The organism is Kribbella sp. C-35 (genome assembly GCF_046549195.1).
Classification (GTDB): domain Bacteria; phylum Actinomycetota; class Actinomycetes; order Propionibacteriales; family Kribbellaceae; genus Kribbella.
In genome coordinates, this window is sequence record NZ_JAJPWG010000003.1 from 42,718 (window position 1) to 56,396 (window position 13,679).

At 68.4% G+C, this 13,679-nt stretch carries 17 protein-coding genes; 6 read left to right on the forward strand and 11 right to left on the reverse strand.

The window, feature by feature from the left end; genetic code table 11:
* Positions 1-41: 41 nt before the first annotated feature.
* The gene (locus ACLJOO_RS20145; protein ID WP_410788746.1) at positions 42-581 is read right to left on the reverse strand and encodes a GNAT family N-acetyltransferase; all 540 of its coding nucleotides are present in this window, start codon (positions 579-581) and stop codon (positions 42-44) included.
* Between the two features lie 50 nt (positions 582-631).
* A complete protein-coding gene (locus tag ACLJOO_RS20150) occupies positions 632-991 on the reverse strand; it encodes a hypothetical protein (RefSeq protein ID WP_410788747.1) in 360 nt (119 codons plus the stop codon).
* Between the two features lie 18 nt (positions 992-1,009).
* Between ACLJOO_RS20150 and ACLJOO_RS20155 the strand changes: the two genes are divergently transcribed.
* The gene (locus ACLJOO_RS20155) at positions 1,010-1,777 is read left to right on the forward strand and encodes an SDR family NAD(P)-dependent oxidoreductase (RefSeq protein ID WP_410788748.1); all 768 of its coding nucleotides are present in this window, start codon (positions 1,010-1,012) and stop codon (positions 1,775-1,777) included.
* On the opposite strand, the gene ACLJOO_RS20160 is transcribed toward ACLJOO_RS20155, so the two are convergent.
* On the reverse strand, positions 1,767-2,561 hold the full coding sequence (locus ACLJOO_RS20160; RefSeq protein WP_410788749.1) for an FkbM family methyltransferase: 795 nt from the start codon (positions 2,559-2,561) through the stop codon (positions 1,767-1,769). The two genes, ACLJOO_RS20155 and ACLJOO_RS20160, sit on opposite strands and share 11 nt — an antisense overlap.
* Before the next feature lie 147 nt (positions 2,562-2,708).
* On the opposite strand from ACLJOO_RS20160, the gene ACLJOO_RS20165 reads away from it, so the two are divergent.
* Entirely contained in the window at positions 2,709-3,029 is a 321-nt protein-coding gene (locus ACLJOO_RS20165; RefSeq protein ID WP_410788750.1) for a hypothetical protein, read from the forward strand.
* Here ACLJOO_RS20165 and ACLJOO_RS20170 read toward each other — a convergent pair whose 3' ends face one another.
* Together ACLJOO_RS20170 and ACLJOO_RS20175 are read right to left on the reverse strand one after the other, a co-directional pair.
* On the reverse strand, positions 3,030-3,824 hold the full coding sequence (locus tag ACLJOO_RS20170) for an ABC transporter permease (RefSeq protein ID WP_410788751.1): 795 nt from the start codon (positions 3,822-3,824) through the stop codon (positions 3,030-3,032). It lies immediately after the preceding gene.
* The gene (locus ACLJOO_RS20175) at positions 3,821-4,768 is read right to left on the reverse strand and encodes an ATP-binding cassette domain-containing protein (RefSeq protein ID WP_410788752.1); all 948 of its coding nucleotides are present in this window, start codon (positions 4,766-4,768) and stop codon (positions 3,821-3,823) included. The genes ACLJOO_RS20170 and ACLJOO_RS20175 overlap by 4 nt, the downstream gene beginning before the upstream one ends.
* Before the next feature lie 96 nt (positions 4,769-4,864).
* Here ACLJOO_RS20175 and ACLJOO_RS20180 point away from each other — a divergent pair, with 96 nt between their 5' ends.
* A complete protein-coding gene (locus ACLJOO_RS20180) occupies positions 4,865-5,638 on the forward strand; it encodes a TetR/AcrR family transcriptional regulator (RefSeq protein ID WP_410788753.1) in 774 nt (257 codons plus the stop codon).
* On the opposite strand, the gene ACLJOO_RS20185 is transcribed toward ACLJOO_RS20180, so the two are convergent.
* The 5 genes from ACLJOO_RS20185 to ACLJOO_RS20205 form a co-directional block, all read right to left on the reverse strand.
* Positions 5,624-6,226 (reverse strand): FMN reductase, encoded by a 603-nt coding sequence (locus ACLJOO_RS20185; RefSeq protein WP_410788754.1) that lies wholly within the window; start codon positions 6,224-6,226, stop codon positions 5,624-5,626. The two genes, ACLJOO_RS20180 and ACLJOO_RS20185, sit on opposite strands and share 15 nt — an antisense overlap.
* The gene (locus ACLJOO_RS20190; protein WP_410788755.1) at positions 6,223-7,353 is read right to left on the reverse strand and encodes an LLM class flavin-dependent oxidoreductase; all 1,131 of its coding nucleotides are present in this window, start codon (positions 7,351-7,353) and stop codon (positions 6,223-6,225) included. Before ACLJOO_RS20190 ends, ACLJOO_RS20185 begins: the two co-directional genes overlap by 4 nt.
* 118 nt (positions 7,354-7,471) lie before the next feature.
* Positions 7,472-7,807 carry a tetratricopeptide repeat protein gene (locus ACLJOO_RS20195; RefSeq protein WP_410788756.1) on the reverse strand — a complete coding sequence of 112 codons (336 nt, stop codon included), beginning with the start codon at positions 7,805-7,807 and terminating at the stop codon, positions 7,472-7,474.
* A 51-nt stretch (positions 7,808-7,858) separates the two neighbouring features.
* Positions 7,859-8,734, reverse strand: coding sequence for an aldo/keto reductase (locus ACLJOO_RS20200; protein ID WP_410788757.1), 876 nt, complete (start codon positions 8,732-8,734; stop codon positions 7,859-7,861).
* Between the two features lie 445 nt (positions 8,735-9,179).
* Complete coding sequence (locus ACLJOO_RS20205) at positions 9,180-10,022, reverse strand: helix-turn-helix transcriptional regulator (protein WP_410788758.1); 843 nt, start codon at positions 10,020-10,022, stop codon at positions 9,180-9,182.
* An 86-nt stretch (positions 10,023-10,108) separates the two neighbouring features.
* Between ACLJOO_RS20205 and ACLJOO_RS20210 the strand changes: the two genes are divergently transcribed.
* Entirely contained in the window at positions 10,109-10,855 is a 747-nt protein-coding gene (locus ACLJOO_RS20210) for an SDR family NAD(P)-dependent oxidoreductase (RefSeq protein WP_410788759.1), read from the forward strand.
* Positions 10,856-10,864: 9 nt separating this feature from the next.
* Here ACLJOO_RS20210 and ACLJOO_RS20215 read toward each other — a convergent pair whose 3' ends face one another.
* Positions 10,865-12,445, reverse strand: coding sequence for an alkaline phosphatase D family protein (locus ACLJOO_RS20215; protein WP_410788760.1), 1,581 nt, complete (start codon positions 12,443-12,445; stop codon positions 10,865-10,867).
* Positions 12,446-12,624: 179 nt separating this feature from the next.
* Here ACLJOO_RS20215 and ACLJOO_RS20220 point away from each other — a divergent pair, with 179 nt between their 5' ends.
* Together ACLJOO_RS20220 and ACLJOO_RS20225 are read left to right on the forward strand one after the other, a co-directional pair.
* Positions 12,625-12,855 carry a hypothetical protein gene (locus tag ACLJOO_RS20220; protein WP_410788761.1) on the forward strand — a complete coding sequence of 77 codons (231 nt, stop codon included), beginning with the start codon at positions 12,625-12,627 and terminating at the stop codon, positions 12,853-12,855.
* A complete protein-coding gene (locus ACLJOO_RS20225; protein ID WP_410788762.1) occupies positions 12,852-13,670 on the forward strand; it encodes a Fic/DOC family protein in 819 nt (272 codons plus the stop codon). Before ACLJOO_RS20220 ends, ACLJOO_RS20225 begins: the two co-directional genes overlap by 4 nt.
* Positions 13,671-13,679: the final 9 nt, after the last annotated feature.

A 13,679-nucleotide genomic window follows, 5' to 3' on the forward strand; every position in this document is an offset into this window, starting at 1 on the left:
AACCGCCGCCACCGACAGGTGGTGTGCGAACGAACTCTTGGTCAGTCGGTGATGTGGACGGGGCGTTGGGGGGTGGGGAGGGGGTCGGTGATCAGGCGGGCGTGGCGTTCTACGTCGTAGCGGGTGCCGTCGTAGGTGAGGCGTTGGCGTTCGACGCCTTCGGAGAGGAAGCCGGCGCCGGCTGCGACCGCGCAGGAGGCCGGGTTGTTGAGGCGGTGGCCGAGTTCGAGGCGGTACAGGCCGGCGTCGTGGTGGGCCCAGCCCGCGAGGGCGCGGAGCGAGTCCCGCGCGACGCCCTGGCCGCGGACGTCGGCGAGCGTCCAGTACCAGGTCCAGCCGACCCGGTGCCGGTCGATGTTCGTCACCCCCACGCACCCGATCGGATGATCGTCCGCGTCCGCCACGGCGTACACGTGCCCGTTGTCCAGGTCCGCGACCCGCCCGATCCAGTCGACGGCGGACGCCCGATCCACGATCCCGCCCTGATTCACCATCTCCGGATCGTCATGAGCCGTCACCAGCCGCAGCGCATCACCAGTCCGCCACCGCCGGAGCCCCAGCTCCCCGAGCGCGTATCCCATCCCTCGAAAATACTCCGCCCCCGCCGCGCGCAGGCCGCCGTACGGCGCGTTCAGCTCAACGGCAGTGCCACGACTCCGAGGATCGCGACCAGTGCGCCCAGGATCTCGACCAGGCGGTCGCCCACCGGGATCTTCCCGTCGTACTCCCAGTAGGTCGTGTCCTGGTCGAAGGTGAACGTCACCCCACGCCCCGTCGCCAGGCAACCGATCACCGCGGCGACCCCTCCGACGAACAGGCCCAACGGCACCGCAACCGTCGTCGGCGTCGCAGTCGTCGCAAGCACGAGCGCAACCAGGTAGCCGAGCCCGGTGCCGAGCAGGCATCGCGCGCGGGTGCGTGCTACCAGGCGCAGCACCACCGCGCCGGCGGGCCGGGCGACATACGCGGCGAGCAGAACGGAACGCGGCACTAGGAGAGGATAGGCCGTATGGCATATCTGGATTTCAGGGATCAGGTTGTGGTGGTGACCGGGGCGAGTAGCGGGATCGGGGCTGCGGCGGCGGTCGGTTTCGCGGAGACCGGGGCGACGGTCGCGCTGCACTACCACCGGAACGAAGAGGGCGCGAAGCACACTGTGGGCGCGGTGCAGACGGCTGGCGGTACGGCGTCCTTGCATCAGGCGGATCTCGCCGACTCGAAGGCGGCGGACGCGTTCATCGACGAGGTGCTCGCGCAGCACGGGCGGATCGACGTACTCGTGAACAACGCCGGCGACCTGGTCAACCGCTCCCCGATCGCCGACGTACCGGACGAGGAGTTCCACCGGATCCTGGACGTCAACCTGACCTCCGTGTTCGCGCTCTCCCGGCGGATCGTGCCGGTGTTCCGGACGCAGGGCGGCGGCTCGATCATCAACGTCACGTCGATCGCCGGGCGCACCGGCGGGGCCGGCGGGTCGGTGGTCTACGCGACGTCCAAGGGCGCGGTCAGCACGTTCACCCGCGGTCTCGCCAAGGAACTCGCGCCGGAAGGTATCCGGGTGAACGCGATCGCCCCCGGCGTGATCAAGACCCCGTTCCACGACCGCCATACCGCCGACGCGCAGATGCAGGCCATGCTCGGCACGATCCCGATGGGCCGCACCGGCACCCCGCACGAGTGCGTCGGCACCATCCTGTTCTTGGCCTCCGACCGGATGTCCTCCTACGTCACCGGCCAGATCATCGAGGTCAACGGCGGCCAACTCACCCCGTGAGCTCCGGCCTGAAGACTGCGTTGTGGTCCAGCACGGCCCCGGTCGGCAGGTAGCCGAGCTCGTCCAGTACGGCGTGCATCCGCCCGCTCGACTCGGGGCGCTTGTCCTCCACGAGGACCGCGCGCGGCCGCAACCGCTTGATCGTCCGCGACGCACCGGCGAGCGCGGCGAGCTCAGCTCCCTCGATATCGAGCTTCACCACATCGAGCCGATCGAGCTCGTGCTCCCGCGCCCAGTCGTCGAGCCGGAGGACCGGCACCTCCTGCACCACCTCGCCGTCGCCGTACAGCGAACGCACACCCGCATCCGCCTCGTCGTACCGACTGTCCGCCCGCAGCGTCGCCAACTCCCGCCGCTCACCCAGCGCCGCCGGCACGACCTCCAGCTGTACGTCGTTGCGTGCCGCGCCGGCGCCCAACTTCGCCGCACTGTCCGCGGCCGGCTCGAACGCGATCACCCGCCCGCCACCCAGCTCCCGCAACCGCTTCGCCGCGGTCAACGCATGTGCCCCGATGTTCGCCCCCACATCGAGCACGACGTCACCGCACCGCAGTTCGTCGCGCAGAAACCGCCGTACCGCAGGCTCGTACCGACCCGCGTAGTACAAGACCGCCTGCAAGTTGTCGCGCAGATCGAGCTCCAGCCGCACCCCCTGCCGCCGTACCCGCACAGTCGCGGCCCAGCGCGGAGATATCTTCACCAGCCCCGGATTCGACCCCGCCAACCGCGGCGACACCCGCAGCGCAACCCGATGCACCCCCGCGTCGGTCGCCCCCTCCACCATCCCCACCACCCGAGCAACACGACGCGCGCCCCCGGACCCCAGCCTGCACTCCACTGCGTAGGCCATTTCCCAAGCCAGCCGCCGCACAGCCCTGTCTCGCACGTCCATTCTCAGCCGTTACCCAGAATCGCTCGGCATACTCGGTCCATGGGGGATGTCAACATCGAACTACGCCGCTCAGGCTTCGTGGACTGGATCTGGGAGAACGCCTTCGACCACTGGATCGGCATCGTCGTGCTGGTGCCCCTGGCCGTCCTCGGCAACCTCCTGACTCACGTGCTCGTGTTCCGGTGCGGCTGGACGCTGCACGTCTCCGCCGGCGACTACTACTACAAGAAAGTGCGCTACCGCTCGAAGGCGGCGGCCCAGGCCGACCTCGAGCGGCAGCGGGAGCTGGCGGCGGCTTTCCCGCCACCGGCTCCCGTGATGCTGCCTACCCGAGGCGGCTCGCTCCGCCGGCCTTGGTGATCACCGCGACAACGTACGGAAGCGGTGCGCCGACAGCGGTAGGAAGATCGCGGTCAGTAGTACCGGCGCGATCACCGCGGCGAGGCCGGCGTGGGTCCCGATCCAGGTGGCGGTCGCCGACGGATCGGGGTTGCCGAACAACGCACGTGAGGCCGTGGCGGTGGCGGACAGCGGGTTCCACTGGGCGATCGTGCCCAGCCAGTCCGGCATCGTCGACGTCGCGACGAACGTGCTGGACAGGAACCCGACCGGCCACACCAGCACCTGCACCATCGTCACGCTCTGCGCGTTCTTCACCGTGAGACCGATGAAGATCCCGACCCACAGCAACGCGAACCGCAGCAGCAACAGCAGCCCGAACGCGGCCACCGCCGACGGCAACCCCTCGTGCCACCGCCAGCCGAGCGCCAGCCCCGTCGCGGCCAGTACGACGAGCGTGACGACCGAGTCGAGCATGTCCGCGATACACCGCCCGAGCACGACCGCCGCCGAACTCATGGGCAGCGACCGGAACCGGTCCGTCACCCCTTTCGAGACGTCGGTCGTGACCGCGGTCATCGTGCCCTCCAGCCCGAAGAGCATCGACAGCGCGAAGATCCCGGGCACGAGCAGTTCGTAGTACGACGAACCATCCGGGAACTCCATCGCGCCGCCGAGCAGCCCGCCGAACATCAGCAGCATCAGCACGGGGAAGAACCACGTGAACAACATCAGGCCCGGCTGCATCCGCCAGTGCATCAACGTCCGCCGCGCGATCGTCCAGCTGTCCGCGAGCGCCCACCCGAGGCCGGTCATGCTGCGGCTCCGGTCAGGTGCAGGAAGACCTCGTCCAGCGTCGGCCGCCGCAACGTGAGGTCCTCCGGTTCGATCTTTGCCTCGTGCAACGAGTTCGCCATCGCCACCAGCGCCTTCGTCCGATCCTTTACCGGCACACTCACCCGGACGTCCTGCACCCGGATCTCCCCGTCCGCGAACGGGCCTGCCAACTCCACAACACGCGGCACGTCGGCTGGATCCGTGAGCACCAGATCCAGCCAGTCCGACCCCAACTGCGTCTTCAACTCGTCCGGTGTCCCTTCCGCGACGACCTTCCCGTCCTTCAGCATCGAGATCCGGTTCGCCAGCTGATCCGCCTCCTCCAGGTACTGCGTCGTCAGCAACACCGTCGTACCGCCGTCGACCAGCTGCCGTACGGCGGACCACACCTCGATCCGCCCGGCCGGGTCGAGGCCCGTCGTCGGCTCGTCCACGAACAGCACTCGCGGCGCCACGATCAGACTCGCGGCCAGATCGAGCCGCCGTCGCATCCCGCCGGAGTACTTGCTCACCGTCTGCCCCGCCGCCTCGGTCAGGCTGAACCGCTCGAGCAGCTCGTCCGCCCTGCTCACAGCCTTGGCCTGCCCCAGGTGGTTCAGCCGCCCGAACATCACCAGGTTCTGCCGCCCGGTGAGTACCTCGTCCACCGCGGCGTATTGCCCGACCAGGCCGATCCGCCGCCGCACCTCGCCACCCTGCTGTCGGACGTCGTGCCCTGCGATCGTCGCTGTGCCGGAATCCATCTCCAGCAGCGTGGACAGAATCCGCACCGCTGTCGTCTTACCGGCGCCGTTCGGGCCGAGCAGGCCCGTCACCGTGCCGGCGGTGACCTCCAGGTCGAAGCCGTTCAGCCCCGCACCCTCCGTACCGCCCTTGTAGTGCTTCCGTACGCCGGCGGCCTCGATCACTCGCTCCGTTGTCACTTCCCACCTCTCGGGTCGTTGAACCGTAGAGTGTACCGTACATTGTACGGCTCAGGTACGATGCATCCAACGACGAGCGGCGGAGGAAGGTTCCGGGTGGCGGGAAGGAAGGCGGCTGCGCCCGATCCGGCGCGCAGTCTGGCGCTGCTCTGGGGGAGTCACACCAAGCCCGGCCGCTCCGGCCTGACGGTGCGCGCGATCGTCGACGCGGCGATCGCGCTCGCGGACGTGTCCGGGCTCGAGGCGCTCTCGATGCGGACCGTCGCCGAGCGGCTCAAGGTCGGCACGATGTCGCTCTACACCCACGTCCCTGGCAAGGGCGAGCTGACCGACCTGATGTTCGACCAGGTGTACGGCGACCTGTATGCGGACCCCGACGAGCCTTTGAATCAGCCCGGCGGCTGGCGCGGTGCGCTCGAGTTCATCGCCCTCCGCAACTGGGAGGTGCTGACCGCGCACCCGTGGATCCACGAGGTCCCGACGATGCGGACGGCGCTCGGGCCGAACATCACGCGCAAGTACGAGACCGAGCTACGTCCCCTGGACGGCCTCGGCCTGACCGACGTCGAGATGGACTCGGCCCTGACCCTCGTCCTCACCCACGTCCAGGGCACCGCCCGCGCCGGCGCCGAACAACTCCGCACCCAACGCGACTCCGGCCTCTCGGACGAGGAATGGTGGCGTCAGATCTCCCCGACGCTCACCACAGTCATGTCCGGCACCCACTTCCCGACGGCCGGCCGAGTAGGCACGTCAGTAGGCGAACACTTCAACTCAGTCATAGACCCCGCCCACGCCCTCACCTTCGGCCTCACCACAATCCTCGACGGCCTCACTCAGCTGATCACTTCGCGATCAGCTGTTCAGTAGGTCCTCGAACGGGGTGGGGTTGTCGAACGGGTCGGTCGCGGTGGGGGTCTCGTGGTGAAGCGCGGCGACGAGTTCGCCGGCCGCTTGGGCGATCCGGGGGCGGAGGCTGGCGGCGTTCGGGCCCCAGTCGGTGGAGGCGGCGTACACGCCGGTCGGAACTGGGAGTGCCTTGAGGTAGGCGAACAGCGGGCGTAGGGCGAACTCCAGGACCAGCGAGTGGCGTTCGGTGCCGCCGGTTGCGGCGAGGAGGACGGGTTTGCCCGCGATGGCCTGGTCGTCGAGTACGTCGAAGAACATCTTGAACAGGCCGGAGTACGACGCGCTGAACGTCGGGCTGACCACGATCAGGGCGTCGGCGGTGGTGACCGTGTCGAGCACCTCGCGCAGCGCGGCCGACGGGAAGCCGGTGAGGAGGTTGTTGGTCAGGTCGTGGGCGTGATCGCGGACCTCGATCAGCTCGATCCGCGATCCGATGCCGCGTCCGGACAGCTCGTCCCGGACGGCTTCCGCCAACTGGTCGGCGAGCAGCCGGGACGACGACGGCGTCGTCAGCCCGGCCGTCACCACGGCGATGACCTTGTCCTTCATCGGGTCGGCTCCTCAACTGCTGCAGGCTCTTGGATCGTCTCCAGGTCGCGCGCCCGCTCCGCCGCGGCCTTCAGGGAAGCATGTGTCGGTGCGTCCGGAACATGCGCCGGCTTCAGCGCCGCGAACTCCTTCCGCAGCACCGGAACCACCTCTTCACCGAGGATGTCCAGCTGCTCCAGCACGGTCTTCAGCGGCAACCCGGCGTGGTCCATCAGGAACAGCTGCCGCTGGTAGTCACCGACGTGCTCGCGGAACGTCAGCGTCCGCTCGATCACTTCCTGCGGGCTGCCGACCGTCAGCGGCGTCTCCCGGCTGAAGTCCTCCAGCGACGGGCCGTGCCCGTACACCGGCGCGTTGTCGAAGTACGGCCGGAACTCGCGGACGGCGTCCTGCGAGTTCTTCCGCATGAACACCTGACCACCGAGTCCGACGATCGCCTGGTCCGCCGCGCCGTGCCCGTAGTGCTCGAAGCGCGTGCGGTAGAGCTCGATCATGCGCTTGGTGTGGGACATCGGCCAGAAGATGTTGTTGTGGAAGAAGCCGTCACCGTAGTACGCCGCCTGCTCGGCGATCTCGGGTGACCGGATCGAACCGTGCCAGACGAACGGCGGTACGTCGTCGAGCGGCCGGGGCGTCGACGTGAAGCCCTGCAACGGCGTACGGAACTTGCCTTCCCAGTCCACGACGTCCTCGCGCCAGAGCCGGCGGAGCAGTGCGTAGTTCTCGACGGCGAGCTGGATGCCGTTGCGGATGTCCTGCCCGAACCACGGGTACACCGGGCCGGTGTTGCCGCGCCCCATCATCAGGTCCACCCGGCCGTCGGCCAGGTGCTGCAGCATCGCGTAGTCCTCGGCGATCTTCACCGGGTCGTTGGTGGTGATCAGCGTCGTCGAGGTGGACAGGATGATCTTCGACGTCTGCGCCGCGATGAACCCGAGCTGGGTCGTCGGCGACGACGGCACGAACGGCGGGTTGTGGTGCTCGCCCTGCGCGAACACGTCCAGCCCGACCTCTTCGGCCTTCAGCGCGATCCGGACCATCGCCTTGATCCGCTCGCCCTCGCTGACCGTGGTTCCCGTGGTCGGGTCCTCAGTCACGTCACCGACGCTGAATACGCCGAACTGCATCCGTCCTCCTCGATAGGTAGTTCACTATTAAACTACCAGAACGCCGGCAGGCCGCAACTCATTCCAGACGTACCGAAGGCCCGTGATCGGGCGATCACGGGCCTTCGAAGGGTGCAGATCAGAGCGCATGTGGCTTGAGTAGCTCGTCGTCACCGGTCAGGGCGGCGGCGATGCGGCGGTGCTTGCCGGCCTCGTCGCGGCGGGAGAGCCGTTCGAGGGTGCGGGCCAGCATCAGGTGCGCGTAGTACTCCGTCGGGTCGCGTTCGATGACCTCGAGGAGATGCTCCTCAGCAGGCTTCAGCAGGGCCGCGTGGTAGTACGCCCGCGCCAGCAGCAGGCGCGGGCCGACCTCGCCGGGGGTCTCGTCGACCACCGGCTTCAGCGCCCGGATCGCACCTCGATAGTCCCGCTCCTCGAAGTACTGCTGTGCCAATCCGTAGCTCAGTGCTCGCATGTCTTCCACAGGCCGCGCAACGTCGTACGCCGGAACCGTATTCCTGACGGATCAGGCGGCGTCGAGCGTCGCGACCTGCTCGGCCGTGAGCTGCAGATCGACCGCGGAGTACGAGTCGCGGACGGTCTCCGGGCGGCTGGAGCCGGGGATCGGGATGACCACCGGGGACTTGGCGAGCATCCAGGCGAGGGTGAGCTTCTGCGGGCTGACGCCGAGCTCGGCCGCGAGGGTCTGGAAGGCCGGGTACTTCGCGCCGAGCTCGCTCGCGCTGGTGATGCCGCCGAGCGGGGACCACGGCAGGAACGCGATGCCCAGCTCGTCGCACAGCTCCAGCTCGGGCTCGCTCGAGCGGAACTTCGGGGAGAACTGGTTCTGGACCGAGACCAGCCGGCCGCCGAGGATCTCCTGAGCCTGCTTGATCTGCGCGGGGTTCGCGTTCGAGATGCCGGCCATCCGGATCTTGCCGGCGTCCAGCAGGTCGCGGATCGCGCCGATCGAGTCCTCGTACGGCGTCTTCGGGTCGGGCCGGTGGAACTGGTACAGCCCGATCGCCTCGACACCGAGCCGCTTCAGTGACGCCTCGGCCGCCTCGGCGAGGTACTTCGGGGACCCGTCCAGCGTCCAGCTCCCGTCGCCGGGCCGGAGGTGGCCGCCCTTCGTCGCCACCAGGACGTCCGAGGTGTCGCCGCCGTACGACGCCAGCGCTTTGGCGATCAGGCTCTCGTTGTGGCCGTCGTCGGTCGCGGTCAGGTGGTACGCGTCGGCGGTGTCGATCAGCGTGATCCCGGTGTCCAGCGCGGCGTGGATGGTCGCGATCGACCGGTCCTCGTCGGGACGCCCCTCGATCGACATCGGCATCGCGCCGAGCCCGATCGCGGATACCTCGACGTCACCGATCCGGCGGGTCTTGTTCGTGTCAGCTGCCATACGTCCAATCTCCCGCGCCCCGATCGCGAACTCCAACAGGAATCTCCGCAGGGATTCAGCACTCCGAGTGGTCAATCACCTGTCAAGGGGTTACAAATCGTAGAGTGGTTACGTAAGAATATGGCGGAATCTCGCCTCCTGGATCGGAGCCCGCCCGTGCCGCCCCCTCCCTCCCGCCGGACCTTCCTCCAGTCACGCCAGCCTCGCGGCGTCGGCGCTCCTGACGATCAACGGTGCCGAGGCCGGACGCCTCACCTTCGCGAACGGCGCCACCAAAGGTTCGACCATTGCCGACAGCACCTACCCGGGATCGCCGCTCAAACCGTCGTACGTGGAGATTCCGTTGCCGAAGGCCCTCTTCCGTGCCGGTCAGAACGTCCTGGAACTCTTCAAAGATCAAGGCTCCTGGGTCGCCTATGACGCGCTCGGTATCTTTGCCCGGTGATCAACCAGGAAGGTCCAGGCGTTGGGTGCCGACCACGGACAGCAACTGGAGCGCCTCCTCCGACGGGGAGCCGGGAGTCGCGGTGTAGATGATGACCTGCTGGTCGCAGTCCGGGATGGCGAGCGCGTCGCAGTTCACCGTCACCAGTCCGACCACCGGGTGCTGGAACGATTTGCACAGCGTCGGTTCGGCCGCGATCTCGCGGGCCTCCCACAGTTCGGCGAACGCCGTACTCCCGGCCAGCAGGTCGGCGATCAGTTCCTTGATCTCCGGGTCGTCGGGGTAGCGGGCCGCGGTCGCGCGCAGTTGGTTGACCGAGCTCCGCGCGAAGCGGCGGCCGTCGACCACGGAGTACACGTGCTGTTGGTTGTCGAGGAACGCCCGCCGGATCAGGTTCCGATCGCGGCGGGAGCGGACCGAGAAATCCTCCATCAGGGCGGTGGCCAGGTGGTTCCAGGCGATCACCTCGTAGGAGGCCGACAGGACGATGGCGGCCGCGTTCGGCAGCCGGTCGAGGAGGTCGAGGATGCTCTGCCGCACCTCCCGCGGCGGTCCGATCGGCCGCACCGGCGGCACCCCGGCCAGGTGGTGCAGATAGTTGCGCTCGGCATCGGTCATCCGGAGCGCCCGGGCCAGCCCGGCCAGCACCTCGCTCGACGGATGCGGTGCGCGGGCCTGCTCGAGCCGGGTGTAGTACTCGGTGGAGATGTACGCCAGTTGCGCGACCTCCTCGCGGCGCAGACCCGGCGTACGGCGTCGTCGCCCGGCGGGCAGGCCGACGTCCGACGGGGTCACTCGCTCCCGTCGGCTGCGCAGGAATGCCGCCAGTTCCGCCTTGTCCACGGCATCCAGTCTGCCTCGCTGCGCCGGGTTAACCAGGTACTACCGATGCCTGGTTACCGATCCGCGCGGCGCCAAAGCTCGAAGACATGGACAAACTGCTCGAGAACAAGGTCATCTTCATCACCGGTGCGGGTCGCGGGATCGGCGCCGCAGCGGCGCGGCTGTTCGCCGCCGAGGGCGCTCAGCTGATGCTCACCGCCCGCACCGAATCCGAACTCGCGGCCGTCGCGAAGGAGGTCGACGCGCAATACGTCGTCTGCGACCTGGCCGATCCCGACTCGGTCCGCGCCGCGGTCGACCGAACGGTGGCGGAGTACGGACGCCTGGACGCCGCCTTCAACAACGGCGCGATCGGCCAGCCGCCCGGCCCGATGGACGGGCTCGGCCAGGAAGCCTTCGACCAGGTGTACGCCGTCAACCTCCGCGGCGTCTGGTCCGCGATCGTGGCCGAGGTCGCCGCGATCCGGGCCACCACCGGGCACGGCAGCATCGTGAACACGTCGAGTGTCGGCAGCTTCGCCGGCAACCCGGCGCTCCCGGCGTACGGCGCGATGAAACGGGCGCTGAACAGCCTGACCGAGTCGGCCGCGATCACGTACGGCCCCGAGAACATCAGGGTCAATGCAATCGCGCCGGGCACCACGTTGACCGAGATGCTGCAGGACTGGGACCGCGCGACGCCCGGTGTCATCGACGGGCTGAACGCGCGGACGCCGCTCGGTCGCGGAGCCGACCCGAGCGAGGTCGCCGAGGCCGCCGCCTGGCTGCTCAGCGATCGGGCGTCGTACGTGACCGGTGCTGTGCTGCGGGTGGACGGCGGCCTCGGCGTTTGACCAGGCTCGTCAGGCGGAGTGGACGTGCGGGCGGCGGTCCTCGACGACGTACGTCGCGCGCGTGCTGATCGATCCGCCCGGCGTCTCGACGTACGGCACGACCCGGAAGTCGTTACGCCACTGGTGCTGGTCGATCGTGACGCGCGAGTAGCCGCGCTGGGAGTTGAAGAACTTCAGGTGCGGGTTCGCGGCCAGGAACTGCTGGCCCTGGTCCGTCGTGTCGGCGCCGTTGCCGCCGCTGGTGATCGACGTACCGACGAACTCGGTGCCGACCGTCGCCGAGTCCGGGTTCGCGAAGTCACGCTTCAGCTCGAGCGCGTAGTTCTGGTGCCGGTCGCCGGTGATCACCACCAGGTTGCGGACGCCGCTGTCCTGCGCGGCCGCGAGCACCTTGTTGCGCTCGGCAACATAACCGTCCCACGGGTCCAGCCAGACATGCGTCTCCGGGCCCGGCGTCCAGTCGGTTTGGCCCATCGGGGTCTGGTTGCCGATCACCTGCCAGCGCGCCTTCGACCGGCGGAACCCGTCCAGCAGCCAGGCGCGCTGCTTGCCGCCGAGCATCGTGTTGTCCGGGTTGAACCGGTCGTCGCAGGTGGACGAGTCGCCGTCGCCGCACGGCTGGTCGCTGCGGTACTGGCGGGTGTCGAGGATCGTGAAATCCGCGAGCCGGCCGTACGGGAGCCGGCGGTGGTAGCGGATGTCAGGCCCGGACGGCATCTGCTCGTGCCGCACCGGCAGGTTCTCGTACATCGCCTGGAACGCCTGGGCGCGACGGGCGCGGAAGACGGCCCGGTCCTGGTCCGGCTCGGTGTCGATCTGGGAGATGTCGCCGGCCCAGTTGTTCTCCACCTCGTGGTCGTCGAACGTGTGGATCCACGGGTGCGCGGCGTGCGCGGCCTGCAGCGGGGCCTCGGTCTTGTAGAGCGAGTACTGCAGCCGGTACCGCGCGAGGTCGAACGTCTCGGTGTGGAACCGCGGGTCGGTGGTCACGCCGCGCTTGTTCGTCTTCACGCCGGACTCGTACAGGTAGTCGCCGAGGTGCACGACCAGGTCGAGGTCCTCGTTCGCCATGTGGTCGTACGCCGTGAAGTACCCGTCCTGCCAGGCGTTGCACGACGCGAACGCGAACCGCAGCTCGCGCGGGTTGGCCAGCGGGTGCGGGGCGGTCCGGGTCCGGCCGGTCGGCGAGACCTCGTGACCGGTGCGGAAGCGGTAGTAGTACACGTGGTCGGGCAGCAGGCCGCGGACCTCGGGGTGGACGCTGTGCCCGAGCTCGGGGGTTGCGACGACGCTGGAACGTCGTACGACATGGCGGAAGTTCTCGTCGTACGCGACCTCGTACTCGACCCGGACCGGGCGCGCGGGCATGCCGCCCTTCCCGTCGACGGCGTACGGATCGGTGGCGAGACGGGTCCACAGCACAACCCCGTCGTACTGCGGATCGCCCGAGGCGACCCCGAGCGTGAACGGGTTGCCGGTGCCGGACGGGGACGCGTACGTGGTCGAGGCGTCCCAGGCGCCGGTGCCGAGCAGTACGGCGGCAGCGCCCGCACCCCCGTACCCGAGGAAGCGACGGCGGGAGACGGACATGGTTCCTCCAGATGAAGGGCGGTCAGGTGGGGGACAGCAGACTCAGCCTTCTCTCAGCGAGTAGCGGTGGCCTGACGCGGAGGTTAACGGCGATGTTCGGTAAATTAACGGGACTCGACGGTAGGAGCTGTGGTTTCGCTAGGCTGGCCGGAATTGCCGACTACACGGGGAGCTGACCGATGCCGTACGAACCGTGCCGCTACGCGCGCCAGTGGCCGGACCTGTTCGACCAACTCGACGACGAGCAGAAGCAGCGGGTCAGTGACGCGCTGGCGAACAACCGCCTGGAGGGCTGGGAGCCCGGCCGGGACGACGTCGCCGATCTGATCGATCGCGAACTGGGCCGGATCGACACCGCGGAGTACATCCGCCGGACGCTGTCGAAGGTGACCGGCGGCGGACCCGAGTGACCGACGAGGTCTCGCCGGAGGAAGCGGCGGAGGCCGCGGCGCGGAAGCAACGCTGGGACGCCTACTTCTGGGAACCCGGCAGCTGTCTGAAGAACAAGCTCGACATCAAGAACCCGATCGAGCTGCACTTCGCCGAGTACAAGCTGCGGGCCGTCCGGCAGGGCGAGATCGACCGCGGTGAGGTCGACATTCCGCGCACGTACGACAAGGCGCACCTGCAGGCGATCCACAAACACATGTTCCAGGACGTTTACGACTGGGCCGGGAAGTTCCGGGACGTGGACATCTCCAAGCAGGGCAACCCGTTCGTGCCGGCCGATCGCCTGGACAAGTGGACCGACAAGGTCAGTGCGAAGGTCAAGGACAAGGACTGGTCGACGATGTCGCGCGAGGAGTTCGTGCAGAGCGTCGCCGAGGTGTACAGCTACCAGAACCTCACGCACCCGTTCCGCGAAGGCAACGGCGCGACCGCCAAACAGTTCATCAGCCACGTGTCCGAGATGTCGCCGTACCGCCTCGACTTCGACCGCGTCGAGCGGGACGAATGGAACGCTGCCTCGAGCGCGTCGTACCCGGCGGACCTGGAGAAAAGCACCGACCCGGACCCGCGCAAGATGTACGCCGTCTTCGACAAAATGACCGTCGAACGCGGCTCCGTCCTGCGCGCCGACCCGGAACTGGCAGCCGCCCTCGAACTCCAGAACGAGACGTACGCCGGAATCGACGAGTCCGAGCAGATCGACGTCGACGACAAACGCCCCGGCACCCACGCCATCGAACTGGAAGCCGAGGCGGAGACCGAGCACCAGAACTGACCGGTGCAG

What these genes read in the sequence shown, in the direction of transcription:
- ACLJOO_RS20145 (WP_410788746.1), bottom strand. Translation starts at nt 581, where the DNA reads ATGGGATACGCGCTCGGGGAGCTGGGGCTCCGGCGGTGGCGGACTGGT.
- ACLJOO_RS20155 (WP_410788748.1), top strand. Translation starts at nt 1,010, where the DNA reads ATGGCATATCTGGATTTCAGGGATCAGGTTGTGGTGGTGACCGGGGCG.
- ACLJOO_RS20160 (WP_410788749.1), bottom strand. Translation starts at nt 2,561, where the DNA reads ATGGTGGAGGGGGCGACCGACGCGGGGGTGCATCGGGTTGCGCTGCGG.
- ACLJOO_RS20165 (WP_410788750.1), top strand. Translation starts at nt 2,709, where the DNA reads ATGGGGGATGTCAACATCGAACTACGCCGCTCAGGCTTCGTGGACTGG.
- ACLJOO_RS20170 (WP_410788751.1), bottom strand. Translation starts at nt 3,824, where the DNA reads ATGACCGGCCTCGGGTGGGCGCTCGCGGACAGCTGGACGATCGCGCGG.
- ACLJOO_RS20185 (WP_410788754.1), bottom strand. Translation starts at nt 6,226, where the DNA reads ATGAAGGACAAGGTCATCGCCGTGGTGACGGCCGGGCTGACGACGCCG.
- ACLJOO_RS20190 (WP_410788755.1), bottom strand. Translation starts at nt 7,353, where the DNA reads ATGCAGTTCGGCGTATTCAGCGTCGGTGACGTGACTGAGGACCCGACC.
- ACLJOO_RS20195 (WP_410788756.1), bottom strand. Translation starts at nt 7,807, where the DNA reads ATGCGAGCACTGAGCTACGGATTGGCACAGCAGTACTTCGAGGAGCGG.
- ACLJOO_RS20200 (WP_410788757.1), bottom strand. Translation starts at nt 8,734, where the DNA reads ATGGCAGCTGACACGAACAAGACCCGCCGGATCGGTGACGTCGAGGTA.
- ACLJOO_RS20210 (WP_410788759.1), top strand. Translation starts at nt 10,109, where the DNA reads ATGGACAAACTGCTCGAGAACAAGGTCATCTTCATCACCGGTGCGGGT.
- ACLJOO_RS20215 (WP_410788760.1), bottom strand. Translation starts at nt 12,445, where the DNA reads ATGTCCGTCTCCCGCCGTCGCTTCCTCGGGTACGGGGGTGCGGGCGCT.
- ACLJOO_RS20220 (WP_410788761.1), top strand. Translation starts at nt 12,625, where the DNA reads ATGCCGTACGAACCGTGCCGCTACGCGCGCCAGTGGCCGGACCTGTTC.